Raw genomic sequence first — 23795 nt, 5'->3', positions numbered from 1 at the left:
GTGCTTGCGCCGGGGCGGGAACTGGCCAACGAATGAACCTGGAGCTTTTGCTCCGCTCGTCCGCCAGTTGCCTGCCTAGATTGGAAAACGGAGTCTCTTTCGATGAGCAATCCTCCGCGCCGTGCGCGGCCGAAGAAGCCGGCCCAGACGATCGATCTCGAGGCGAGGGTCCTGCCGGCGGTCGGCTATCCCGGCCCGGTCTCGGCGGACACCGCCCCTGACGGCGCTACGACCTATGACGACGGGGGCGTGGCGCCCGAAGCGTCCGCTGCGGCGCCCACCGACGGCGACGCGATGACTGAGAACCTTGCCGTTCTCGGCGATGGCGGCGAAACCGCCGATGGCACCACCCCGGCCGTGTCGGAAAAGTCTGCGGCCGAAAGCTTTGCCGAGGAGGAAAGCCTTCGCGGCACGCCGCACCGGACGGAGTTCGACGAGACCATTCTCGCTGCGGCCGAGCCCGACTTCGTCAACCATGCCGACGGTACGGAGCCGCCGGTCGGCCCGCCGCCGCCGTCGCATGATTATACCAAGACCTCGTCGCTGCCGGAGTCCAAGGGCAGCGTTGGCTCGTCCTTCGGTTCCGCGCTGCTCGGCGCCGCGCTGGCGCTCGCCGGTGCGGGCCTCCTGCAATATGCCGGCGTGCTGCCGAGCGTCGGCCAGACGCCGGTCGATCCCAATACCGGCCAGTACGCCCGTACCGGCGACGTGCAGCAGGTGACGACCGACGTCACCGCCATCAAGGCCGAGGTCGAGCAGCTTCGCTCAGCGCAGGCCGCCGGCGGCACCGGCGCCGGTGCGTCGCAGTCCGACCTCGTCGCGCTGACCGACAGGGTGACCGCGATCGAACAGCGTGGCGAGGCCCGTGCGGCCACCTCCACCGTCAACGGCGAGGCCGCTTCGGCAGCCCAGCAGACCGCCGATGGCGCAAGGGAAGCGGCGGAAGCCGCCAAGGCGGCCGCGGAAGCGGTGCGCCAGGCTGCCCAGCAGGCGAGCGAGGTCGCCGGCGAGTCGAAGACCACCGCGGAAGGCGCCCGCCAGATCGCCGAGACCGCGCAGCTGGCCGCCCAGACGGCTCAGCAGGCGGCAGCGACCGCTCAGCAGGCCGCCAGCGCTGCCCAGAGCAGCGCCAATACCGGCACCGAGAGCATCAACGCCTTCGATAAGCGCCTCGCGGCGATCGAGTCGGGCAACAAGCAAGCCGCCGTCGCCATCGCAGCCGCCAGCCTGAAGGCCGCGATCGACCGCGGCGGGCCTTTCATGAGTGAGCTCGAGGCCTTCGCCGGTGCTGCCGGCGCGCAGCCGGCCATCGAGACGCTGCGCGGCTTCGCGGCCGAGGGCGTGCCGTCGGCGCAGTCGCTGGCCGTCGCCTGGCCGGACGTCGAGTCCCAGCTGATGGACGCCCTCAACCCGGCAGATCCCGATGCCTCCGTCAGCGACCAGCTGCTGTCCGGCCTTGGCGGTCTGATCACGGCACGGCCGAGCGGTGCGCCGTCGGCGGGCGCGACCGGCCCGGAGGCGACCGTCGCGCGGATGGCGGACGCCGTCGCCAACGGCAAGTTCCAGACCTGGATCGACGCTTGGGAAACGCTGCCGCAGGCGGCCAAGGACGTCAGCCGGGATTATCAGACGCGCGTCTTGGCGCGGGCGCAGACGGAAGCGATCGTCGGCGAGACCTTGGGAAATGCAGTCAAGGCGGCTACGCCCGCTGGAACGGCCGGGTGAGGAACTGACATGCTGCGCATTCTCGCCTTTCTCCTTCTCGTTCTCGCGCTGGCACTCGGCTTCGGCTGGCTGCAGGACCATCCCGGCGAAATCTCGCTGATCTGGCCGGGCGTGCTGCCGGCCGGACGCGACAACGTCTCGCTCGGTGTCACCACCTTCATCGTCATCGAGCTGGTGCTGATCGCGCTGGTCTGCCTGGTGCTTTGGCTCCTGACCGGCTTCCTCAAGGCACCGAAGCGTCTCGGGCGGTTCTTCGGCACGCGGCGCCGCGACAAGGGCTACAGCGCCCTGTCGGCCGGCATCGTCGCCGCCGGTGCCGGCGACGCCGTGCTGGCACGGCGGATGACCAAGCGCAGCGAGAAGTTCCTGGCCAACCGCCGCGAGCCGCTGGTGCGCTTCCTCGATGCGCAGACGGCGATGATCGAAGGCGACCACGCCCGTGCCCGTTCGGCCTTCGAGACCATGGAGAAAGAGCCGGAGACCCGGCTGCTGGCCTTGCGCGGCCTGTTCCTCGAGGCCGAGCGCCTCGGCGACGACGCCGCGGCGCGCGGCTATGCCGAACGCGCCGTGCGCATCGCGCCGCACGTCCCTTGGGCCGGCGGCGCCGTGCTCGAGGCGAAATCCATCGAGGGCGATTTCGAGGGCGCGCTGGCGATCCTCGAGGCGCAGAAGAACGCCCGACTGATCGAGCGCAAGGAATCGACGCGTCTGCGCGCTGTCCTGCTCACCGCCCAGGCGATGGCGATCGCCGACCGCGACCCCGCCGGCTCGAAGCTTGCGGCGCTCGAGGCGCAGAAGCTCGCGCCCGACCTGACGCCGGCGGCGATCACCGCGGCGCGGGCGCTGTTCCGCCTCGGCGACGTCAAGCGCGGCAGCAAGGTCCTGGAAAAGGCGTGGACCGAGGAGCCGCATCCCGACATCGCCGTCGCCTACGTCCAGGCCCGTCCCGGCGACAGCGTCACCGACCGTCTGAAGCGGGCGAAGACGCTGCAGCAGTTGCGCCCCAACCACGTCGAGTCCTCGCTCGTCGTCGCCCAGGCGGCGCTCGACTGCCGCGACTTCACGCTGGCGCGCGAAGAGGCGATGGCGGCCAGCCGCATGGTTCAGCGCGAAGGCGTCTATCTCCTTCTCGCCGATATCGAGGAGGCCGAGACCGGATCGGAAGGCCGCGTGCGGGAATGGCTCGGCCGCGCGATCCGCGCGCCGCGTGATCCTGCCTGGACGGCCGATGGCTTCGTCTCCGAACACTGGGCACCGGTCTCGCCAGTCACCGGGCGGCTCGATGCCTTCCGCTGGAAGGTGCCGGCCCAGCGCATCGGCCAGGACGGCGCGGTAATCGAGACCGACGCAGAGCCCATGCTGCTCGACGAGGCGCCGGCGCAAGGTCCGGCATCGTCGATGCTCGCCGACCGGACCGCGGCGACCGAGATGCCGCCGATGAGCAGCACCCAGCCAAGCACCGGCATCACGCCCGTCGGCACGACGGTGCCAGGTGCGTCGTCGGAACATGGGGTGGACGAGGCCTTGCCGGCCTCGGACGCTGCCAACGCCAACCGTGCGCCCGACGAGACGCCGGCCGAGCAGAAGTTCAAGCTGTTCTGAGCCATGCAAACTTGGCGCTGGTAGAAGCGCCGCGCCGCTGTAGACAGGTGAGGGATGGCCTTGCGACAGGCGGCCTCCGGCCGGTGATGAGGATACGGGAATGTTCGAGGCGTTTCGCGACTTTCTGAAGTCGATCGGAAGCGACCACGGTGGCGTCGGCGGCATGGCCGGCGATGATCCGCGGGTCGCGGCGGCAGCGCTTCTCTTTCACGTCGGCGAATCCGACGGCACCATCACGGAGGCAGAGCTGTCGCGGCTGAAGGAGTTGCTTGCCGCTGAGTTTGGCCTCGATGAGAACGAGACGCTGCGTGTGCTGGAAGCCGGCCGCGAGGCGGACCAGGATGCCGTCGATCTCTTCCGTTTCACCAATGTCCTGATGAAGACCTTGGACGAGGCGCGGCGGGTTCACTTCATCGAGCTGCTCTGGGAGATCACCTATGCCGACGGCGAGGTGCATGAGCTCGAGGACAATACGATCTGGCGTGTGGCGGAGCTCCTCGGCGTCTCGACCCGCGACCGCATGCTGATGAAGCGCCAGGCGGCGGCGCACAGCGGGGTTGCGGACTGACGGCATGGCCGAGTTTTTGATGCGCGATACCGAGACCTCGGGCGGCAGCGATGCGGCGAGGGAGCCCCGCCGCTACCGCCTGGACGGCGCCGCGGACGAGCGGCCGGTGCTGGTGGTGCTGCATCAGGAGACGTCGACGCCCGGCCGTGTCGGGCAGGTTTTGACCGCGCACGGCATCCGCCTCGACATCCGCCGCCCGGTGATCGGCGACCGTCTACCGGAGAGCCTCGACGACCACCGCGGCGCCATCGTGTTCGGCGGGCCGCCGAGCGCCAACGACGCCGAGCCGCATTTGCGCCAGGAGATCGACTGGATCGACGTGCCGCTGCGCGAGAACCGGCCCTTCCTCGGCATCTGCCTCGGCGCACAGATGCTGTCGAAGCATCTCGGCGGCACCGTCGCGCCGCATCCCGACGGCCTGGTCGAGGTCGGCTACTACCCCCTCCAGTCGACCACCGAAGGCCGCATGCTGCTGCCGCACTGGCCGGACATGGTCTACCAGTGGCACCGCGAGGGGTTCGACCTGCCACGTTCGGCGACGCTGCTCGCCACCGGCGAGCGCTTCCGCAACCAGGCCTTCCGCTATGGCGACCATGCCTATGGCGTCCAGTTCCACGCCGAGCTGACGCTCGCCATGCTCTACCGCTGGACGACGCACGGGCACGAGCGCACGCTTCTGCCCGGCGCGCAGCTGCGGCGCGCGCATTTCGACGGGCGGGCGATCTACGATGCGCCGGTGAAGCGCTGGCTCGAACAGTTCCTCGGTTGCATTTTTGGAGTGCCGGCGAAGGACTGACGGGCGCTGCCTGGGCACCGGCGATGCATGCGTTCCGCTTTGCCCGCGGGTATCGTTCAGACGCGTTCCTGCAAATCTTTCGCCTTGCGCAGGCCGGGAAACAGTGCCGCCCAGACGGCCGCCACGCCGACCGTCGCCGCGCCGCCCAGCACCACCGCCGGCACCGCGCCGATCCAGAAGGCCATCAGGCCGGCGCGGAATTCGCCGAGTTCGTTCGAGGCACCGACGAACACCATGTTGACGGCGCTCACCCGCCCGCGCACCTCGTCCGGCGTCCAGAGCTGCAGCAAGGTCTCGCGGATGTAGACGCTGATCATGTCGGCCGAGCCCATCAGCGCCAGCGCCAGGATCGACAGCCAAGGGGCGGTCGACAGGCCGAACAGCATGGTGAAGACGCCGAAAAGCGCGACGAAGACGAACATCACGACGCCCGCATTGTCCCGGACGGGATGGCGCGTGAGGTAGAGCACGGTGAGGATCGCACCGATACCGGGCGCGGCGCGCAGCATGCCGAGGCCCCAGGGGCCGACCTCGAGCACGTCGCGGGCATAGATCGGCATCAGCGCCACCGCGCCGCCGAGCAGCACGGCGAAGAGATCGAGGGAGATCGCGCCGAGCACCACCTTCTCGTGCCAGATGTAGCGAAAGCCGGCGACGATGGTCGAGAGCGTCGCCGGTTCGCTCGCGGGGCGTGCCGCCAGGCGCCGCATCGACAGGACGAGCCCGCTGGCGAGGAGAAACAGTACCAGCGCCACGCTGTAGGCCACATGCGGCGAGAAGCCGTAGAGCAGGCCGCCGGCGACGGGCCCGACGATCGAGGCGATCTGCCAGGCCGAGGAATTCCAGGCGATGGCGCTCGGCAGTTCGGCGCGCGAGACGATGTTGACCACCAGCGCCTGGCTGGACGGCCCGAAGAACGCCCGGGCGATGCCGAAGACGACGAGCACCGCGAACACCGGCAGTGGCGAGGAAAGGCCCTCATAGGTCATCGCAAGCAGGGCGAGCGCGCCGAGCGCCTCGACGCCGATCGCAAGGCCCATGATCATCCGCCGGCTGTAGCGATCGGCCACCGCGCCGGTGACGAGCACGAGAAGCAGCGCCGGCAGGAACTGACAGAGCCCGACGAGGCCGAGATCCAGCGGGTTGCGGGTGAGATCGTAGATCTGCCAGCCGACCGAGACGGCGACGATCTGCACCGCGAAGGATGCGGCGAGCCGGGACAGCCAGTAGCGCAGATATTGCCCGTTGCGGAAAGCGCCGAACCTGTCCTCCGCCACCCGAACGGTTTCGGCCAGGGGCGTCTCGTCTTCGATGATCACTGTGCTGATGCCATTTATTGCGGACGCCGAGCCCTAGCCGGGTTCGCACTGGGATACCAGTGCAGCTCTGCCACTGTGCGTTTGCGTCTGGTAATGCTGCAGCCTTGCCGTGTCGGGGCAGACCGCAGGCAGCGGCGGTGCACTGGCTGTTCCGCCGGCTTTCCCTAAATACCTGCCTGCGACCTTCGCCCTGCATCGGAGCATCCTCGCCCGATAGCGTCAGCCGTCATGGGCCGCGAAAGATCCGGAGTCCCGAAATGCCCGACAACGACCTGAAACCTCGTACCGTCACCAAGGAAAAGGTCGAGCGCCCGCGCCTCTACAAGGTCATTCTCCTCAACGACGACTACACGCCGCGCGAGTTCGTCGTCCGCGTCCTCAAGGGCGAGTTCCGGCTCAGCGACGACGAAGCGAGCAAGGTGATGATCACCGCCCACCAGAAGGGCAGCTGCGTCGTCTCGGTCTATCCGCAGGACGTCGCCGAGACGAAGGCCTCGCAGGCCAGCGAGGCCGGAAAGGCCGCTGGCTTTCCGCTGATGTTCCTCGCCGAGCCGGAGGAGTAGCGGCAACGAGAGTGCAGCATTTGTACGATGCCGTGCAAAGCGTAATGTCCTTAAGACTGATTGTCTCTGAAGCCCCTGCCGTGATGCCTTTCTGGCACGGCGTTCCTGAAGTATGCGCGGCGTTCCATCGCCATATTGGTATTGACGCGGGAATTCCGGAGCCGGCCAACAACCTGAGGTGAAACCGATCATCTGTGGCGATCTTCCTTCTGCCTAACCGGAAGGGAGAATGAGATGGTCACCACAGTCGGTACCGAAGACAGCTTCGAGAAGCTCGTGCAGAACCTCCTGATCCTCGAGCATGACGCGATCGCAGCCTATGAGAGCACGCTTTCACGGCTCGACAGCGAGGTCGCCAAGACCAAGATCGCCGAGTTCAAGCGCGATCATGACGAGCATGTCGCCGAGCTCACGAGGATGGCCGCGAGCCTTGGCGTGGCCGCGCCAACGGAAGGCGACCTGAAAGGATACCTGACGACCGGCAAGGTGGCGCTCGCCGCCATTATCGGCGATGGGGCCATCCTGAAGGCCATGTCGACGAACGAGATCGAGACCAAGATGGCCTATGATCACGCGTCGAAAAACGCTGTCGCCTCGATCGAGGCGCAGACCTATTTTCGCAAGGCTTTTGCCGACGAGTCCCGCCACAAGGACTGGATGGACGCCAACGCCTGACCGCTTGCATTCGATAAGCCCCGCGAGCCCTGCTCGCGAGGCATTCGTGTGTCTGGTTGGCTACTGAGATAGCGGAAGGGGACGTCGATCGCCCTTGACCATACGTGACGCCGCGTCGGGTGGTCGGTGTCGTCCGGAATCGTCAGGAAAGCTTCGCGCAGGTTGGCAGGCCCAGCATGTGGGCCTGACGTTGCGGGAGGTGGTGATGGACGACAATCGCAGACGGGAAGGGGCGAGGGCCTTCAACCGCGGCATGGAGCGCGACCAGTGTCCGCATGCGCCGGGGACCCCTGCCTTTCGCAGCTGGGTCGAAGGCTGGAAGCAGCAGAAGGCGGAGTTCCAGCTGCGGCTGGAATACGAGCGCAGCGCGGTGAGGTTCGCCCGAGCCGGCTAGGCCCGCTGCCGCAGTGCCTCGGGCTGCCCTTCCGGCCAAGGCCGGACAAAGCGCTGCGCCACATGAAACTTCCATGACGAAACTGAGCGCCGGCTGAGTGGGTCCGTTGTCAAAGTGACATCGCGTTTTGCTAACAGGCCGCAGGGATCGGCGACTTCTCTTGCCATTGGGCAGGCCGGTCCGTCCGACCGACTGAAAGCGCCCGGCCATCATGAAAATCGTCCAGATCACCGACACCCATCTCAGCCCGTCCAAGCCGCATTTCAACCGGAACTGGGCGCCGCTGGCGGAGTGGATCCAGTCCGTCCAGCCCGATCTCGTCATCCACACGGGGGATCTCTCGGTCGACGGCGCGGACCACGCGGCCGACCTCACCTTCTCGATGAACCTGATGCGCCAGCTCTCCGCGCCGGTTCTGGTCCTGCCGGGCAACCATGACGTCGGCCATCTCGCCGGTTCGCGCCAGCCTGTCGATGCCGAGCGCCTCGCCCGCTGGAAGGAGTGCGTCGGCCCCGATCATTTCGCCGAGGACCATGGCGATTGGCGCCTCATCGGTCTCGACGCCCTCCTGTTCGGCCATGGCAGCCGGGAGGAAGCCGCGCATTTCGACTGGCTGGCCGAGACGCTGGCCAGCCGTGCCGGCCGCCGCGTCGCGGTGTTCTCGCACAAGCCGCTGTTCATCGACCGGCCGGGCGAAGGCGATACCGGCTATTGGGGCATCGATCCCGCCAGCCGCCAGCGACTGCTCGATCTGTTTGCGGGACACGACGTCGCGCTCTTCGCCAGCGGCCACATCCACTGGAGCTGGGCTGGCACGCTCGGCGACATGGCGCTGGTCTGGGCGCCGTCCTCGGCCTTCGTCGTCGACGGGCTGGAGCGCGAGATGCCGGGCGAGCGCATGCTCGGTGCCGTCGTCCACACGCTGGGGGAAAATCTCGTCAGCGAGGTCGTTGCGGTGCCCGGCCTCACCCGCTACGCGATCGACGACGTCATCCACGAGGTCTATCCCTGGGCGCAGCCGAAAGACGTTCCCGAGGCGGCGCAATGACCGCCTTCGCCATCCGCAATATCTGCAAGTCCTTCGGCGGCAACGCCATCCTGAAGGACATTTCCATCACCGCCGAGCCCGGCGAGTTCATCGCCCTCGTCGGCCCGTCCGGCTGTGGCAAGTCGACCTTGTTGCGCATCATCGCCGGGCTCGACCAGGCCGATACCGGGCAGATCTCGATTGGCGGCCGCGACGTTACCGAGGCGGGACCTGCCGACCGCAACGTCGCCATGGTGTTCCAGTCCTACGCGCTCTATCCGCACCTCACCGCCGGCGAGAACATCGCCGTGCCGCTGGCAATGCGCGACCTCAACACCCGCCAGCGCCTGCCGGTGCTTGGCCGCCTGCTGCCCGGCACGCGGAAAATTGCGGCCGACATCCTAAGCCGCGTGCGCGAGACGGCGGTGACGCTGCAGATCGAGCATCTCCTCGACCGCAAGCCCGGCCAGATGTCCGGCGGCCAGCGCCAGCGCGTGGCGCTTGCCCGCGCTCTGGTTCGGCGACCGGCGGTGTTCCTGATGGACGAGCCGCTGTCCAACCTCGACGCCAACCTTCGCGTCCACGCCCGCGGCGAGATCGTCGATCTCCACCGCCGCGCCGGGGTGCCGACCATCTACGTCACCCACGATCAGGCCGAGGCGCTGTCGATGGCCGACCGCGTCGCGGTAATGATCGGCGGCCACCTGTTGCAGCTCGCCTCACCGCAGGCGATCTACGAGGATCCGGCGCATCTCGACGTCGCCCGCTTCGTCGGCTCGCCGCGCATCAACCTCATTCCCGCCACCGTCGATACCGGCGGCTTCGCCCGCAGCGGCGACGTCGCGCTGATCGGCGTGCGCGGCATGCTGCCGGGCACCGCCATCACCCTCGGCATCCGCCCGGAATTTCTGCGGCTCGGAACGCCGGGCACGAACACCCTCGACGCCGTGGTCGAGCGGCTGGAGTTCTTGGGCTCGGAGGTTCTCGTCTTCGCCCGCCCGGATGGCGCATCGGAAGCCTGCGTCGCCAAGCTGAGCCCGCTGGAGGCTGCGGGCATCGCGCCCGGCCAGCGCGTCGCGCTTGGCTTTGAGCCCGCCAACGTGCTGATCTTCGCCCCCGACGGCCAGCGCATCCGCCAGACCGCGGCCGCGCGCCGCCCGGAGGCGGCGCATGTCTGAGGCGCTGGTCTTCAACCCCGCCGCCGTCCGGCCAGTCCGCAAGGCCGCCAGCGACGAGCGCAAGGCGCTGCTCCTGGCCTCGCCCGCGCTGATCCTCCTCGGCCTCTTCGTCATCCTGCCGACGATCGCGGTGGTGGTTCTCAGCCTCACCGATTTCGAGCTCGGCTATGGCAGCTTCCGCTTCGTCGGCTTCGAGAACTATGCCGAGCTCTGGGGCGACCGCACCTTCCGCACTTCGCTCTCGAACACCGTGGTCTATTCGCTCATCGTCACCCCGGTCTCGATCGCGCTCGGCCTCGGCGTCGCCTTGCTGATCGAGGCGGAGACCCGCGGCAAGGCCTTCTTCCGCACCGTCTACTTCCTCCCCGTCGCCTCGCTGCTCGTCGCCATGGCGACGGTCTGGCAGTACCTGCTGCATCCGACCATCGGCCCGGTCAACGCGATGCTCGCGACCATCGGGATCGCCGGGCCGAACTGGCTGGGGTCGAGCAGCACGGTGCTGGTGAGCCTTGCTCTCATCGGCATCTGGCAGACCATCGGCTTCAACATGGTGCTGTTCCTCGCCGGTCTCACCGCCATCCCGCGCGACCTCTATGCCGCGGCCGAAGTCGACGGCGCCCGCACCGCCTGGGAGCGGTTCCGGCTTGTCACTTGGCCGATGCTCGGGCCGACGACGCTGTTCGTCGCGACCATCAGCGTCATCAACTCGGTCAAGGTGTTCGAGACGGTGAAGACACTGACCGAGGGCGGGCCGAACAAGGCCTCCGAGGTGCTGCTCTTCACCATCTACCAGGAGGGCTTCGTCTATCTCCGCGTCGGCTACGCCTCGGCGATGACGGTGATCTTCCTCGCCATCCTGGTCGTCCTGATGATGATCCAGTACCGCGTCCTCGACCGCCGGGTGCACTACACATGATCGCCCGCTCGCTCTCCGCCGGCCGGGCCTTGCGCCTGTCGCTGCTGTCGCTCGGCGCGATCGTCATGCTCGCGCCCTACATCTGGATGGTCTCCGTCGCCGGCAAGTCGCGGGCGGAGATCTTCTCCTCCTCGCTGAACCTCATCCCGGAGACCTGGTCCTACGGCGCCAACATCGCCAAGGCGCTTGGCCGGGTGCCGATGGGAACGCTGCTGTTCAACGGCGTCCTCGTCTGCGGCCTCATCCTGTTCTTCCAGGTCGTGGTGGCGCTGCCCTGCGCCTACGCCATGGCGAAGCTCCGCTTTCGCGGGCTGAAGCCGATGATGGCGCTGGTGATGCTCGGCCTCCTCGTGCCGATCCATGCCACCGCGCTGCCGATCTACCTCGCTTTCGGCGAGCTCTCGATGCTGAACAGCTACACGGCGCTGGTCGCGCCCTTCACCATCTCGGTGTTTGCGATCTTCCTGTTCCTGCAGTTCTTCCGGGCGCTGCCCGACGATTTGATCGACGCTGCGCGCCTTGACGGCATGTCGGAGATCTCGATCCTCCTGCGCGTCGTCGTGCCCAATGCCTGGCCGGCGGTGACCGCCTTTGCGATCTTCTCGGTCGTCGCGCACTGGAACGACCTGTTCTGGCCGCTGATCGTCGTCACCGACGGCCGCTACGCGACCCCGCCGCTCGGCCTCCTGTTCTTCCGCTCGGCCGAGGCCGGCGACGACTACGGCGCGCTGATGGCCGCCACGCTCATCATCACGCTTCCGCTCGTGGTCGCTTTCCTGCTCGCGCAGAAGCGCTTCGTCGAAGGCATCACCATGACCGGTCTGAAGGGCTGACCGGCCACCCCCAGGCACCTCCCCAGGAGAACCAGCATGAACATCATCAAACGGGCGCTCGCAGCCGCTGCGATTGCCTCGAGCCTCTGCGCGCCTGCCTTCGCCGACACGACGCTGACCGTGCACTATCCGATGCCCGGCTTCTTCAAGGACGTGATGGACAAGATCTCCAAGAAGTTCATGGAGGAAAATCCCGACGTCAAAATCAGCTTCGCCAGCCCCTCGGCGACCTATGAGGAGGGCGTCCAGACGATCCTGCGCCAGTTCGGCACCGCCGAGGCGCCGGACATCACCTTCATCGGCCTGAACCGGCTGCGCATGGTCAACGAGCGCGACATTCCGCTCGACCTCGCGCCGCTGATGGCCAAGGAGGGCGACATGTCCACTAAGGGCTTTTCGGACAACATCCTGAAGCTCGCCCAGGTCGACGGCAAGCAGGTCGGCCTCGCCTTCGCGACGTCGAACCCGATCATGTACTACAATGCCGATCTCGTCCGCGCGGCCGGCGGCAACCCCGACGTTCCGCCCACCACCTGGGACGAGGTCATCGCGCTTGGCGGCAAGATCAAGGCGCTCGGCGACGGCAATGAGGGCATCGATTTCCGCTGGCAGGGCGACGACTGGATGTTCTCGGCGCTGCTCTTCGGCGCCGGCGGCCACATGCTCGATGCTGACATGAAGAAGGTCGCCTTCGGCGGCCCCGAGGGCCTCGCGGCGATGACCGTGCTGGGTCGCATGGTCAAGGAGGGCGGTCTGCCCGTCCTCACCAAGCAGGCCGGCGAGCAGGCCTTCGTCGCCGGCAAGGTCGGCTTCGCCTTCCAGACCACGGGCGCGCTTCGCAACACCATCAACAATGTCGGCGAGAAGTTCGACCTGCGCACCGGCCCGATCCCGATGATCGACCCCGCCAAGGGCCATCTGCCGACCGGCGGCAATGCCGTCGTCATCCTCACCCGCGACGAAGCCAAGCTCGACGCCGCCTGGCGCTTCGCCACCTTCGCCGCCGGCCCTTACGGCGCCTCGGTCGTCGTGCCGGGCACCGGCTACGTCCCGAACAACGAACTCGCCGCGACCTCCAAGGAATACCTCGCCGATTTCTACGAGAAGAATCCGCTGTTCCGTCCCGGCCTGAACCAGATGCCGAAGATGGTGCCCTGGTACGCCTTCCCCGGCTCGAACGGCGTACGGGTGACGCAGACCATCGTCGACAACCTGTCGCGCATCGTCGAGCAGTCGGCAACGCCCGAGGAGGCACTCGCGGATGCCGCCGGCGAGGTGCAGAAGCTGCTGCCGCGGAAGTAAACCGACCCTCGGGACGGACGGAAAGGGCGGGCCGGCAACGGTCCGCCCTTTCGGCGTTACCGGAGGTCGCGGACGGTGCCGCCGGGATAGAGCTGGACATCCATCATCATGCTCCGGGCCGGCGCGGCGTTGTCGAGCATGTCGAGGAGGAGCGAGGCGGCGACGGCGCCCATCGCCGCGTTCGGAATGTCGACTGTCGAGAGGGTCGGCGCGATCATCCGGCCGATCGCCATGCCGTCGAAGCCGGCGACCGAGACGTCCGCGGGCACGGCGACGCCATGGCTGCGCAGCGCGTGGAGGACGCCGAGCGCCAAGAGGTCGTTCGAGGCGATGATCGCACTCGGCCGGTGTTCGGCGAGCGCGCCGGTGAGATCGAGCATGGCGTAGTCGTCGATGAACGACACCTCGACCGGCTGCAGCGGGGCGAGCCCCGCCGCCATCATCGCCGCACGGTACCCCTGGTGACGCCGCGCCGCCCGGTCGGAGGCGGTGAACTCGCCGGAGACGAAGAGGATGCGGCGGTGCCCGAGGTGAACGAGATGCGCCGTCAGCCGCTCTGCCGCCCGGTGGTTGTCGACCGTCACCGCCGCCGGATGATCCGGCGTCGCCGCATTGTGCAGCAGCACGGTTGGCGGCAAGGCGCCCCGCAAGGCTGCACTGTCGGCGGCCGAGCACACCGTCAGGATCAGCCCGCGCGGCCGCTCGGCCAGCAGCGCTGCGACCGCTTCCACTTCCTGCTCGGGATCGTAGTTCGACTGCGCGATGAGGACGCCGTGGCCGGCCCCGCGCATCCGCTCCTGGATGCTCGACAGCGACTGCGCGAACACCGGATTGGTCACGCTCGGCACGAGGACACCGATCATGCGCCGCTCATGGCGCCGGACATAGAGGCTCGCCTCGAGCTCGCTTTCCGCTTGCCGGACGCGCCGGATCATCTCCGCGCCGACCGGCCCGGACCGGTTCAGCACCCGGCCGACGGTCGAGACGGAACATGCCGCCCGACGCGCGATCTCCTCATAGGTCGCCATGTGCTTCTTTGCTGCCGATGGTGCGTGCTGAAATCAAGGCTCGCCGGCCACCATCCATCATCCGGCTTCCGCAGACGGAACGGCTCACGGCACGGGGACGGCAGCACGGGCGCATGATGCGGCGCACCAATGGCATGGACAAGCCGCGAAAACGAATGGCGGCAATGCACCGTCATCCGGGTGGCAGAGATGTGGAAGGCAGTTATACGGGAGAAAGTGTCCTGGTGGAGCTGAGCGGGATCGAACCGCTGACCTCGTCATTGCGAACGACGCGCTCTCCCAACTGAGCTACAGCCCCATCCACCAGACGGCTGCATCTAGAGCGTGGGGGCGGGGAGTGTCAAGCGCCGGGATGATGTGCCGGCGATACGGCCCGACGGGACGGCGCGGCCCGGCACCGAACCCGGGCCGGGAGGCGAAAGGCCTGCGGCGACAGTGCAGCCGGATGCGGCCGTTGATCGTCTTGCCGGAGCGGTAACGATGCCGGCGATCGCTCGGGGCCAACGCCTTGCGCGGCAGGGGCAGCGTCGTTAGATGAAGGCCGATCTCCACGAAGGCTTTGCCATGCTCGCTGTCCTGCAAGTCGTCCTCCTCGTTCTCGATATGCTGTGGTGGCTGATCATCCTGTCGGCGATCGTCTCCTGGCTTTACGCTTTCAACATCGTCAATCCCGGCAACCAGTTCGTCGACCAGGTCGGGCGCTTCCTCTACCGCGCCACCGAACCGCTGTACCGGCCGATCCGCCGGGTGCTGCCGGATCTCGGCGGCATCGATCTCTCGCCGCTGGTGGTGTTGCTCGCGATCTTCTTCCTGCAGCAGCTGATCGTCCTCTACATCGCGCCGGCCGTGGTGCGGGCCGGCATCTGAGCGAGGCCTTCTTCGAGCGCCTGCCGGAGGGGCTCTCGCTCCGCATCCGGCTGACGCCGAAAGCCTCCGCCGACCGGATCGATGGCATCGGCGTCGCGCCGGACGGCCGCGCCGTGCTGATCGCCAGGGTGCGGGCCTTGCCCGAGGACGGGGCGGCCAATGCCGCCCTCATCGCGCTGCTGGCCAAATCCCTGAAGCTGCCGAAATCCAGCCTGTCGCTCGCCAGCGGCGGCAAGGGGCGCGTTAAGACGGTGGTCGCCAACGGTGATTCCGCGGCGCTGTCGGACGCTCTGGCGCGGCTCAAGAGCCTGCTCGCCGGCGGCCATTAGGAAGGGCGCGACCTCACCGATCCCGCGTGAAGGGAGCTGACCTCAACGGTCGCGCGCTTAGGGAGCTGACCTCGACGATCATGCGTTAAGGGAGCTGACCTCAACGGTCGTCATCCTCGCGCGCAGCGCGGGGACCCATGCCTCTGCTATGGCATCGCTGTCCGGCCCAGGAGTTGGCAGATTACCTCCACCGTAGTGTCGATTTCCCCGCTTCGGCATGGGTCCCCGCGCTGCGCGCGAGGATGACGGAACTTCAAGCGGCTGGCGCCTCCCGTGCGGAATAGCCGGCCCCGAAAACGACAACGACCGCGCCGGCCGGGCCGACGCGGTCGTTGTCAGGCGCTAATTGGTCGCGCCTACTTCTGCAGCGTGCCGGTCTTGTAGGCGGCGTCGCGGTCGACGGCCTCGAGGATCAGCTTCTTGGCCATGGCGCTGTCGCCCCAATCGCCGATCTTCACCCATTTGCCGGGCTCGAGATCCTTGTAGTGCTCGAAGAAGTGGGCGATCTGCTGCAGCGAGATTTCCGGCAGCTGGTTGTATTCGGTGACGTTCTCGTAGCGGCGGGTGAGTTTTGGCGACGGCACGGCGAGGATTTTTTCGTCCTGGCCGCTGTTGTCTTCCATGATCAGCACGCCGATCGGCCGGCAGTTGATGACGCAGCCTGGGAACAGCGGACGGGTGTTGCACACCAGCACGTCGATCGGGTCGCCATCGTCGGACAGGGTGTGCGGCACGAAGCCGTAATTGCCGGGATAGGTCATCGGCGTATAGAGGAAGCGGTCGACGAACAGCGCGCCGGCTTCCTTGTCCATCTCGTACTTGATGGGGTGGCCGCCGACCGGGCACTCGATGATGACGTTGATGTCTTCGGGCGGGTTGTTGCCCCGCGGGATGGCGTCGATGCGCATGGAAATAACCTTCCTTCGGATAATGCGCGCTGCTTACCGGGAAGCGAGCGGCCGTGCAACACGGCGGCGTGTTCGGGCGCTGCGCAAGGTTACCGCGACCCGTACGGCGACCCCGCCGATGTCGCGGATGGACACGGTGGCGACACGCGGCCTGCCTATCCTCGCTCTGTCCCGGATCCGCAGCCGGGACGCATTCTGGAGACGGGCATGATCAGCATTTTCGAGCTCTTCAAGATCGGCATCGGCCCGTCCTCGTCGCACACGGTCGGGCCGATGAAGGCCGCCTTCATGTTCGCCGAGGCGGCACGGCAGCAAGGCCTGGTCGGGCGCACGGTCAGGCTGCGGGTCGACCTCTTCGGCTCGCTCGCCTGGACCGGCAAGGGCCACGGCACCGACAAGGCGGTGATCCTCGGCCTTGCCGGCATGCGGCCGGAGACGGTGGATGCCGATGCCGCCGACGCGACCGTCGCGGCTTTGTCGAAGGAGAAGCGACTCGCTTTCGGCGGCGGGGCCCCGATCGACTTCGACCCCGCCCTCGACATCGTCTTCGACGGCATTTCGGAGACCCCGCAGCACCCCAATACGCTCGCCTTCGCAGCGCTCGATGCGGACGGCGCCGTCCTCTTGGCCCAGCGTTGGTGCTCGGTCGGCGGCGGCTTCATCGTCGAGGAGTCGGAGGTCGGCCAGCTCTCCGCCGACGAGCGCCCGGTGCCCTTCGCCTTTCGCAGCGGCCGCGCGCTGATGGCACTCGGCGAGGAGCACGGCCTGTCGATCGCCGAGATGGTGTTCCGCAGCGAGTGCGCGCTGCGGCCGGCCGAGGAGGTCGAGGCGCACATCGCGCTGGTTCACCGCGCGATGATGGACTGCATCGACCGCGGCCTGACCCGCAAAGGCGAGCTGCCGGGCGGGCTGCAGGTCCGCCGCCGCGCCGCGGCGCTGCGCGAGAAGCTGGAGGCCGAGCGCACCGCCAACGACCGGCCGCCGCATCAGATCATGGACTGGGTCAGCCTCTACGCCATCGCCGTCAACGAGGAGAATGCCGCGGGCGGGCGCGTCGTCACCGCGCCGACCAACGGCGCGGCGGGCATCATGCCGGCGGTGCTGCGCTATTTCCGCGAGCACTGCCCGGGCGCGGCGATGGCGGGGGCGCGCGACTTCCTTCTCACCGCCACCGCGGTCGGCGGCTTGTTCAAGATGAACGCCTCGATCTCCGGCGCCGAGGTCGGCTGCCAGGGTGAGGTCGGCGTCGCCTGCTCGATGGCGGCGGCGGGGCTCGCCGCAGCGCTCGGCGGCACGATCGCGCAGATCGAGAATGCCGCCGAGATCGGCATGGAGCACCATCTTGGCCTCACCTGCGACCCGATCGGCGGCCTCGTGCAGATCCCGTGCATCGAGCGCAACGCCTTCGGTGCCGTCAGCGCCATCCAGGCGGCGTCGCTGGCGCTGCGCGGCGACGGGCGCCATGTCGTCTCGCTCGACAAGGTGATCCACACCATGCGCGAGACCGGGCGGGACATGCAGTCGAAATACAAGGAGACCTCGCAAGGGGGCCTTGCCGTGAATTTTCCGGAGTGCTGAGAAGCCTCGCTTCGCACCTCCTCGGCTGCCGAGCCGAAACGGCGGACTCGCATCCGGTCGACATGTAACCGAGAGCCGAAGCCCGCCGGTTCGCCCGCCTTGTTTCCCGGAGGCCGCCCTTTTTCTCGGAGCCTGAATGCCCAGCAACGCCCGCTTTGCCCCGTGGCACATCGTCCTCGTGCTGGCGCTGATGGCCGCGACCGCTGCGGTCCTTCTCTTGATGGGCCGGGTGGCGATCTGTCCTTGCGGGACCGTCTCGCTGTGGAACGGCGCGGTGAACAGCCCGGAAAATTCGCAGCAGCTTTCCGACTGGTACTCGCCCTCGCACCTGATCCACGGCTTCCTGTTCTTCGCGCTGTTCCGGTGGATCGCCCGCGGCCAGCCGCTGGGACTGCGGCTGGCGATGGCCGTGGCGCTGGAGGCCGCCTGGGAGATTCTCGAGAACAGCCAGCTGGTCATCAGCCGCTACCGCGCGGCGACGATCGCGCTCGACTATACTGGCGACAGCGTGCTGAACTCGATGAGCGACATCGGCTTCATGATGCTCGGCTTGGTCCTCGCCGCACGTCTGCCGGTGTGGGTGACGGTGGCGATCGCGTTGTTTTTCGAGATATTCGCCGCGGTCATGGTCCGGGACAACCTGACGCTCAACGTCCTGATGCTCGTCTGGCCGCTGCAGGCGGTGAAGGACTGGCAAGGCGCGCTCTGATCGTCAGGGAGGGGCTCACAAGCCCGGATCGTGCGGCATCAACGAGCGGCCTGAAAGCGCGGTACGAGGAGGGCGCGTGTGAACGCGGTCAGCCTAGCGCCAGACGAAGGCGACCTTGCGCAACGTCGTCTCTTCAAAAGTCTCTTCACCCTCGGCAACGTCGGCGCCGCCGAGGGCGCCATAAAATTCCATCGCATTGTCGTTGTCGGCGAGCGCCCAGACGGCAATGCCGTTCATGCCGCGGGTGCGCAGCAGGTCGCGCGCCGCCGCGAACAGCCGCCGGCCGAAGCCGAGGCCTTGGAACTTCGGCTGCAGATAGAGCTCGTAGATCTCGCCGTCGGCGAGCAGCGCCTTGGTGCGATTGCGGCCGAGCGTGGCATAGCCGGCGATCTCGCCGTCGAACTCGATGACGAGGATCGCGGCCCGGTTGCCGATCGCCTGCCGCCACCAGTCCGGCCCGCGCCGCTGCAGCATCCGCGTCAGCGACGAATAGGGAATGATCCCGCGATAGGCGCCTTGCCACGACGCTGCGTGCACCGAAGCCAGGTCGGCTGCGTCACCTTCTTCAGCAAATCTTACTTCGGCGGCTATCGTCTTCATGCTTTGGTAACCATAAGGGCGAAGGTTCGATCCGCCTGTTCCATCCATTTACTTCAAATCACTGCGAAGTGATCCTGTGCCTAAGGAATCGTACCGGCCGGTCATGGTCAACGACGGATTGACATAGTCCGCTGCTTTGCACCGTTATTTGCGCTGCAGCACACCTGTGGCAAGGGCGCGCTGAATACCGGCAACATTGGAAGAACGCGACAATTGCCGGGTTATCGGGGTGCCTTGCGAGGAAATCCAGACCGTCAGTTCTGCATCCGTATCGAAGCTGCCGGCGGTTTCCAGCGAGAACATGGTGATCGAGCGGTAGGGGATGGAATGGATCTCGCGCTTGCGGCCGGTGACGCCTTGCTTGTCGACGAGGATCAGCCGGTGGCTGGTGAACACCATCAGGTCGCGAACGATGGAGAAGGCGAGGTCGATCTCCTCATCCGGCACCAGGATCGGTTCGAGGTCGCGACGGACGCCTTCGACATCGACGTCGCTGGCAAGGCCGAGCAGTCCGGACAAGAGTCCCATGTGCATTCTCTCCATCGAATGACGCCGCGCCGCGGCAGCTGCCGTGCTTGCCGCATATAGGTCGGGGCGGCTATCAGTCGACGGCGCCGCCGGGGCGCGGGGGTGGACGCCATGAACAGTCGGTTGGTTCTGCGATGAGCGGCGCGTCGAGTTTCGGGCCGGACTTTCCCTTCGCCTTCGACAGCTGGCTGAAGCATCCGTCGGGCCTCGGCGAGATCCCGGCCGAGAAGCACGGCGCGGAGGTCGCGATCATCGGCGCCGGCATGGCAGGGCTTGTCGCGGCGCACGAGCTGATGAAGCTCGGGCTGAAGCCGGTGGTCTACGAATCCGGCCAGCTCGGCGGCCGTTTGCGCTCACAGGCCTTCGAGGGCGCCGCTGGCATCGTCGCCGAGCTCGGCGCCATGCGCTTTCCCCGCACATCCAGCGCCTTCTTCCACTATGTCGACGACCTCGGCCTCGCGACCCGGCCCTTTCCCAATCCGCTGACGGCCGCCGCCGGCTCGACCGTGGTCGATCTCGAAAGCGAGCACTTCTACGCCGAGACCCTCGCCGACCTGCCGCCGCTGTTCCAGGAAGTCGCCGCCGCCTATGCCGACGCGCTGGAGGAAGGGTTCGGCTATGCCTCGCTGAAGGCCGCGATCGCCGCCCGCGACGCTGCGGCGGTGAAGGCGATCTGGAACCCCCTTGTCTCGCTCTGGGACGAGCGGACCTTCTACGACTTCGTCACGACGTCGAAGCCGTTCCAAAAACTCACCTTCCGCCACCGCGAGGTGTTCGGCCAGGTCGGCTTCGGCACCGGCGGCTGGGATTCGGACTTTCCGAATTCGATGCTGGAGATCCTGCGCGTCAACGCGCTCGGCTTCGACGACGACCAGCACTACATCGTCGGCGGCGCCGAGCAGGTGCCGCAGGGCATCTGGCGCAAGGTGCCGGAGAAGATCGCGCACTGGCCGGCCGGCACGAGCCTTGCCGACCTCAACCACGGCGCGACGCGCCCGGCGGCGGTGGCGATCAACCGGCTGCCGGGTGGGCATCTCGAGGTGATCGACCGCTGGGGCCGGCGCAACGGCTATGATGCCGTGCTCGCGACTTGCCAGAGCTGGCTCTTGACCACCGCGATCAAGACCGAGGAGAGCCTGTTCAGCCAGAAGCTCTGGATGGCGCTCGACCGCACCCGCTACATGCAGTCATCGAAGACTTTCGTGATGGTCGACCGGCCGTTCTGGAAGGACAAGGACCCGCTCACCGGCCACGACGTGATGTCGATGACGCTGACCGACCGGCTGACCCGCGGCACCTATCTCTTCGACAACGGTCCAGGCCAGCCGGGGGTGATCTGCCTCACCTATTCCTGGATGTCGGACGCGCTGAAGATGCTGCCCTTCACCGCCGAGCGGCGGGTCGAGCTGGCGCTCGACGCGCTGGCGAAGATCTATCCGACGGTGGACATCGCCGGCCACATCATCGGCGATCCCATCACCGTCTCCTGGGAATCGGACCCGAACTTCCTCGGCGCCTTCAAGGGCGCGCTGCCGGGCCACTACCGCTACAACGACCGCATGTACGAGCACTTCATGCAGGCGGCGCTGCCGCCGGTCGAGCGCGGCATCTTCCTCGCCGGCGACGACGTCTCGTTCACCCCCGGTTGGGTCGAGGGCGCCGTGCAGACCGCGCTCAACGCCGTCTGGGGCGTGATGGCGCAGTTCGGTGGCAAGTCGCCCGCCGACAATCCGGGCCCCGGCGACGTCTGGAACGAGCTGAAGCCGGTGCGGCTTAGCGACTGATCAGCAGGCGGTATTGGCGCAACCAGTAGAATTTCGTCATCCTCGCGCGCAGCGCGGGGACCCATGCCGAGACCTCGGAAGCAATTTCGCTCTGCCTTGCAGCGCTTGTTCTTCGCCGAAACGATGGATGAAGCGGAAAGGCATGGGTCCCCGCGCTGCGCGCGAGGATGACGATCGTAAAGGTCTGCGCTTTGCCAAAGTGTTCCAGTAATTGTGCCGTCAGGACCTGAGGCGATCCTGTCGATCAACGCACCGGACTGTCCGACGAGCAACTCCGAAGGCCACCAGCTGCTGCAAGCGAAACCTTACTCGCCGGCCTCTTCGAACAAGGTGCTGAGTTTCCAGGGAAAATCCTTGCCCCGCGACTCGATGTCGTCGACCTTCCAGCCGCCGTGCTCCTTGACCAGGCTGTAGTAGAGCACCGTCGGGTCGTCCATGTTGTCGAAGCCGACGGTGACGCTGGCGCCGGAGCCTGAAATCTTCGGCGTGCCGATCTTGAGGTTGGTGATCTTGAAATCCTGGCCGGCGATCACCGGATCGAAGTCCAGTGCGCCGATCTCGCCCTCCGGCGTCTTCGCCTCGTCGGCGGCATAGAGCCCGTTCAGCCGGTCCGAGAAGAACGGCTTGTAGTCCTCGACGCTGATATCCTCGAGATAGGGAGCGTAGAGCGCGGTCAGCACCGCCTCCGGGCTGGCGAAGGGCTCGGCCCGTGCCGGGCTCGACAGGAGGGCGGAGAGAAACAGGAAGAGAAGGACAGGCAGGCGCATCGGATCATCCTCGCCGAACGGTGACGCCGAGGATTAACAGAGCCGATCGCCGGCGGACAGAGACGCCGTGAGCGGCTTTCAGTCGCGACTGCGGGCCGCCGGGAACCGTTGCGGATCCTGACGGCGGCGCGGTCGCCGACCGGCATCCCCAACCTTCTGCGGTGCGATGCCCGTGGGGAGGGTAGCTTACGGGATCAGGTGCCGGCGCCGATCAGAAGGTTCTGCAGCGACTGGTGCGAGTTCGAGGGGACGATGTTCACCACGGTGTAGCCGCGGCGCTTCAGCCCCGCCAGAAACTCCGGCAGCATCGCCGCCGTTCGGCCGTGGATGTCGTGGAACAGGATGATGCCGGATCCCCGCTGGTCGAGGCGGGCGATGCTGCGGCTCGCGACCTCGTCCGGCGTGCTGACGAAATAGTCCTTCGAATCGACGTCGGCATCGATGACGACGGTACCGCCCGCGGCCAGCGCGTGGCGGAGCGCCTTGGTGTCGGAGAGATAGGGAAAGCGGAAGAACGGCGCGGCTTGCACCCGCATCGGCGTCAGCGCCGCCGCAATGCTCTCCTGCCCCTCGCGGATTTCGCCGAGCGCCTTTTCGGTCGAGAGTTTCGCGAGATCGGCATGGTGCTGGGTGTGCGAGCCGATGGTGTGACCCCGGGCGGCGACCTTGCGCACCATCGACGGGTAGGCGCGCGCCATGCTGCCGACCATCAGGAACGTCGCCTTGACGCCGTTGGTGTCGAGCGTGTCGAGAATGCGGTCGGTGTATTTCGGCGAGGGGCCATCGTCGAAGGTGAGGACGACCTCGCCCTTCTGGAGCGCGAGGTCCTTGACCGACTTGACGAGGATCGTCCTCCCGGTCAGCGCCGTCTTTCGGTCGCCGAGAAACGGCCCGGCCATCCGCAGCGGCACGCCTTCTGTGGCGGCATCGGCGAAGGCCAACGGCTTCGGCGCCAGCATGCCCGCGGTGTTCTTCGGCAGATTGGCACAACCGGCGCTCAAGATCAGGCAACAGGCGGCGGCGAGGGTGGAAAACGACCTGATCATGCAAATCTCTTTTTTCTTAATGCCTCCGCGGTTTACGCAATCATGGTTAACAGTCTCCTACGCCGCTCGCCGCCGACCGGCAGCGTGGTAAGGTCTGCTGCAGGTTGGCTATCGCCGTCGCGCCATGGCCCGGCTGGAAGCCCGCCGACGTCGATCTCCCTTGGGAGAGTGCCGGGAGCGGTGGGGGAGGACGTGCATGACCCGCGACACAGACGCGATGGACCCAAAGGCGGACACCTCTGCCGGAGAGCCCGCGGAGCAGGCTCCATTCGCGACAGCGATCGGGATCGAAGTAACCGACGCCCCCGCCGCCGAGGATGCCGCCTTCGTGGTGGCCGGCCTCGTTGGCTTTAACGCGGCGACGGTTGGCCCGTCGAACCGGCAGACGCTCGCGGCGCTTCTGCGCAGCGGGGAGGGCGTCGTCGGCGGGGTGATCGGCTACACCGCCTGGGGCTGGCTCTATATCGAGAAGGTCTGGGTCGACGAGACGCTGCGCGGTCAAGGCTTCGCCGCCCGGCTGCTCGCTGCCGCCGAGGCCGAGGCGCGACGCCGCCTTTGCCAGGGTATCTTCCTCGACACCTTCAACCCGGCCGCCCGACGCCTCTACGAGCGCGAGGGTTTCGAGGTCTGCGGCGAGATCGCCGACTTCACTGCCGGCCAGCCGCGGACGTTCCTGCAGAAACGGCTCTGAGACGCCGGCCCGAACGAAAAAAAGGCGGAGCCGAAGCCCCGCCTTTTCAAATGATACCGATC

Annotated in this window: 25 protein-coding genes and 1 tRNA gene; 18 read left to right on the top strand and 8 right to left on the bottom strand. The window is 67.2% G+C overall.

Annotated elements, in window-relative coordinates:
• Positions 1 to 102: 102 nt before the first annotated feature.
• The 4 genes from ACZLZQ_RS18600 (at position 103) to ACZLZQ_RS18585 (ending at position 4691) form a co-directional block, all read left to right on the top strand.
• Positions 103 to 1725, top strand: coding sequence for a COG4223 family protein (locus tag ACZLZQ_RS18600; protein ID WP_472950620.1), 1623 nt, complete (start codon positions 103 to 105; stop codon positions 1723 to 1725).
• Between the two features lie 9 nt (positions 1726 to 1734).
• Complete coding sequence (locus tag ACZLZQ_RS18595) at positions 1735 to 3327, top strand: heme biosynthesis protein HemY (RefSeq protein WP_472950619.1); 1593 nt, start codon at positions 1735 to 1737, stop codon at positions 3325 to 3327.
• Between the two features lie 100 nt (positions 3328 to 3427).
• Positions 3428 to 3895 carry a tellurite resistance TerB family protein gene (locus ACZLZQ_RS18590; RefSeq protein WP_472950618.1) on the top strand — a complete coding sequence of 156 codons (468 nt, stop codon included), beginning with the start codon at positions 3428 to 3430 and terminating at the stop codon, positions 3893 to 3895.
• 4 nt (positions 3896 to 3899) lie between these two features.
• Positions 3900 to 4691 carry a glutamine amidotransferase gene (locus tag ACZLZQ_RS18585; RefSeq protein ID WP_472950617.1) on the top strand — a complete coding sequence of 264 codons (792 nt, stop codon included), beginning with the start codon at positions 3900 to 3902 and terminating at the stop codon, positions 4689 to 4691.
• A 56-nt stretch (positions 4692 to 4747) separates the two neighbouring features.
• Here ACZLZQ_RS18585 and ACZLZQ_RS18580 read toward each other — a convergent pair whose 3' ends face one another.
• Positions 4748 to 6004: an MFS transporter gene (locus ACZLZQ_RS18580; protein ID WP_472950685.1), complete on the bottom strand. Its 1257-nt coding sequence runs from the start codon at positions 6002 to 6004 to the stop codon at positions 4748 to 4750.
• Positions 6005 to 6267: 263 nt separating this feature from the next.
• On the opposite strand from ACZLZQ_RS18580, the gene clpS reads away from it, so the two are divergent.
• From clpS to ACZLZQ_RS18540, 8 genes are all read left to right on the top strand, one after another.
• On the top strand, positions 6268 to 6573 hold the full coding sequence (clpS, locus tag ACZLZQ_RS18575) for an ATP-dependent Clp protease adapter ClpS (RefSeq protein WP_472935452.1): 306 nt from the start codon (positions 6268 to 6270) through the stop codon (positions 6571 to 6573).
• A gap of 234 nt (positions 6574 to 6807) precedes the next feature.
• Positions 6808 to 7248, top strand: a complete 441-nt coding sequence (locus ACZLZQ_RS18570) for a DUF2383 domain-containing protein (RefSeq protein ID WP_472950616.1) — start codon at positions 6808 to 6810, stop codon at positions 7246 to 7248.
• A 205-nt stretch (positions 7249 to 7453) separates the two neighbouring features.
• Complete coding sequence (locus ACZLZQ_RS18565; protein ID WP_472935454.1) at positions 7454 to 7642, top strand: Rmf/CrpP family protein; 189 nt, start codon at positions 7454 to 7456, stop codon at positions 7640 to 7642.
• 211 nt (positions 7643 to 7853) lie between these two features.
• Positions 7854 to 8690, top strand: coding sequence for a metallophosphoesterase family protein (locus ACZLZQ_RS18560; protein WP_472950615.1), 837 nt, complete (start codon positions 7854 to 7856; stop codon positions 8688 to 8690).
• Positions 8687 to 9847 (top strand): ABC transporter ATP-binding protein, encoded by a 1161-nt coding sequence (locus ACZLZQ_RS18555; protein ID WP_472950614.1) that lies wholly within the window; start codon positions 8687 to 8689, stop codon positions 9845 to 9847. Before ACZLZQ_RS18560 ends, ACZLZQ_RS18555 begins: the two co-directional genes overlap by 4 nt.
• Positions 9840 to 10763 carry a carbohydrate ABC transporter permease gene (locus ACZLZQ_RS18550; protein ID WP_472950613.1) on the top strand — a complete coding sequence of 308 codons (924 nt, stop codon included), beginning with the start codon at positions 9840 to 9842 and terminating at the stop codon, positions 10761 to 10763. Before ACZLZQ_RS18555 ends, ACZLZQ_RS18550 begins: the two co-directional genes overlap by 8 nt.
• The gene (locus ACZLZQ_RS18545) at positions 10760 to 11596 is read left to right on the top strand and encodes a carbohydrate ABC transporter permease (RefSeq protein WP_472950612.1); all 837 of its coding nucleotides are present in this window, start codon (positions 10760 to 10762) and stop codon (positions 11594 to 11596) included. Before ACZLZQ_RS18550 ends, ACZLZQ_RS18545 begins: the two co-directional genes overlap by 4 nt.
• Positions 11597 to 11632: 36 nt before the next feature.
• A complete protein-coding gene (locus tag ACZLZQ_RS18540) occupies positions 11633 to 12898 on the top strand; it encodes an ABC transporter substrate-binding protein (RefSeq protein ID WP_472950611.1) in 1266 nt (421 codons plus the stop codon).
• Between the two features lie 56 nt (positions 12899 to 12954).
• Here ACZLZQ_RS18540 and ACZLZQ_RS18535 read toward each other — a convergent pair whose 3' ends face one another.
• Both ACZLZQ_RS18535 and ACZLZQ_RS18530 read right to left on the bottom strand, forming a co-directional pair.
• Positions 12955 to 13926 (bottom strand): substrate-binding domain-containing protein, encoded by a 972-nt coding sequence (locus tag ACZLZQ_RS18535; protein WP_472950610.1) that lies wholly within the window; start codon positions 13924 to 13926, stop codon positions 12955 to 12957.
• Positions 13927 to 14148: 222 nt separating this feature from the next.
• Positions 14149 to 14224: transfer RNA gene (locus ACZLZQ_RS18530), tRNA-Ala, on the bottom strand.
• 266 nt (positions 14225 to 14490) lie between these two features.
• Here ACZLZQ_RS18530 and ACZLZQ_RS18525 point away from each other — a divergent pair.
• Together ACZLZQ_RS18525 and ACZLZQ_RS18520 are read left to right on the top strand one after the other, a co-directional pair.
• A complete protein-coding gene (locus tag ACZLZQ_RS18525; protein WP_472935601.1) occupies positions 14491 to 14793 on the top strand; it encodes a YggT family protein in 303 nt (100 codons plus the stop codon).
• Complete coding sequence (locus ACZLZQ_RS18520; protein WP_472950684.1) at positions 14790 to 15122, top strand: DUF167 family protein; 333 nt, start codon at positions 14790 to 14792, stop codon at positions 15120 to 15122. Before ACZLZQ_RS18525 ends, ACZLZQ_RS18520 begins: the two co-directional genes overlap by 4 nt.
• A 356-nt stretch (positions 15123 to 15478) precedes the next feature.
• On the opposite strand, the gene ppa is transcribed toward ACZLZQ_RS18520, so the two are convergent.
• Positions 15479 to 16030, bottom strand: coding sequence for an inorganic diphosphatase (gene ppa / locus ACZLZQ_RS18515; protein ID WP_472950609.1), 552 nt, complete (start codon positions 16028 to 16030; stop codon positions 15479 to 15481).
• A 207-nt stretch (positions 16031 to 16237) separates the two neighbouring features.
• On the opposite strand from ppa, the gene ACZLZQ_RS18510 reads away from it, so the two are divergent.
• Entirely contained in the window at positions 16238 to 17608 is a 1371-nt protein-coding gene (locus ACZLZQ_RS18510) for an L-serine ammonia-lyase (RefSeq protein ID WP_472950608.1), read from the top strand.
• A 136-nt stretch (positions 17609 to 17744) separates the two neighbouring features.
• Positions 17745 to 18317 (top strand): DUF2585 domain-containing protein, encoded by a 573-nt coding sequence (locus ACZLZQ_RS18505; protein ID WP_472950606.1) that lies wholly within the window; start codon positions 17745 to 17747, stop codon positions 18315 to 18317.
• A gap of 93 nt (positions 18318 to 18410) precedes the next feature.
• Here the strand turns inward: ACZLZQ_RS18505 and ACZLZQ_RS18500 are convergent, their stop codons facing one another.
• Positions 18411 to 18917, bottom strand: a complete 507-nt coding sequence (locus ACZLZQ_RS18500) for a GNAT family N-acetyltransferase (RefSeq protein WP_472935505.1) — start codon at positions 18915 to 18917, stop codon at positions 18411 to 18413.
• Between the two features lie 144 nt (positions 18918 to 19061).
• Positions 19062 to 19445: a PH domain-containing protein gene (locus ACZLZQ_RS18495; RefSeq protein ID WP_472950605.1), complete on the bottom strand. Its 384-nt coding sequence runs from the start codon at positions 19443 to 19445 to the stop codon at positions 19062 to 19064.
• 134 nt (positions 19446 to 19579) lie between these two features.
• On the opposite strand from ACZLZQ_RS18495, the gene ACZLZQ_RS18490 reads away from it, so the two are divergent.
• Complete coding sequence (locus ACZLZQ_RS18490; RefSeq protein WP_472950604.1) at positions 19580 to 21229, top strand: flavin monoamine oxidase family protein; 1650 nt, start codon at positions 19580 to 19582, stop codon at positions 21227 to 21229.
• A gap of 305 nt (positions 21230 to 21534) precedes the next feature.
• On the opposite strand, the gene ACZLZQ_RS18485 is transcribed toward ACZLZQ_RS18490, so the two are convergent.
• A complete protein-coding gene (locus tag ACZLZQ_RS18485; RefSeq protein ID WP_472935508.1) occupies positions 21535 to 21996 on the bottom strand; it encodes a DUF3828 domain-containing protein in 462 nt (153 codons plus the stop codon).
• Positions 21997 to 22190: 194 nt separating this feature from the next.
• Positions 22191 to 23042, bottom strand: a complete 852-nt coding sequence (locus ACZLZQ_RS18480) for a polysaccharide deacetylase family protein (RefSeq protein ID WP_472950603.1) — start codon at positions 23040 to 23042, stop codon at positions 22191 to 22193.
• Positions 23043 to 23238: 196 nt separating this feature from the next.
• On the opposite strand from ACZLZQ_RS18480, the gene ACZLZQ_RS18475 reads away from it, so the two are divergent.
• A complete protein-coding gene (locus ACZLZQ_RS18475; protein WP_472950602.1) occupies positions 23239 to 23733 on the top strand; it encodes a GNAT family N-acetyltransferase in 495 nt (164 codons plus the stop codon).
• Positions 23734 to 23795 lie beyond the last annotated feature (62 nt).

The sequence above is a fragment of the Mesocryomonas lacus genome (assembly GCF_055730105.2).
Note: the sequence above shows the minus strand (reverse complement) of the source record. Positions and strands in the feature narration are given on the sequence as shown.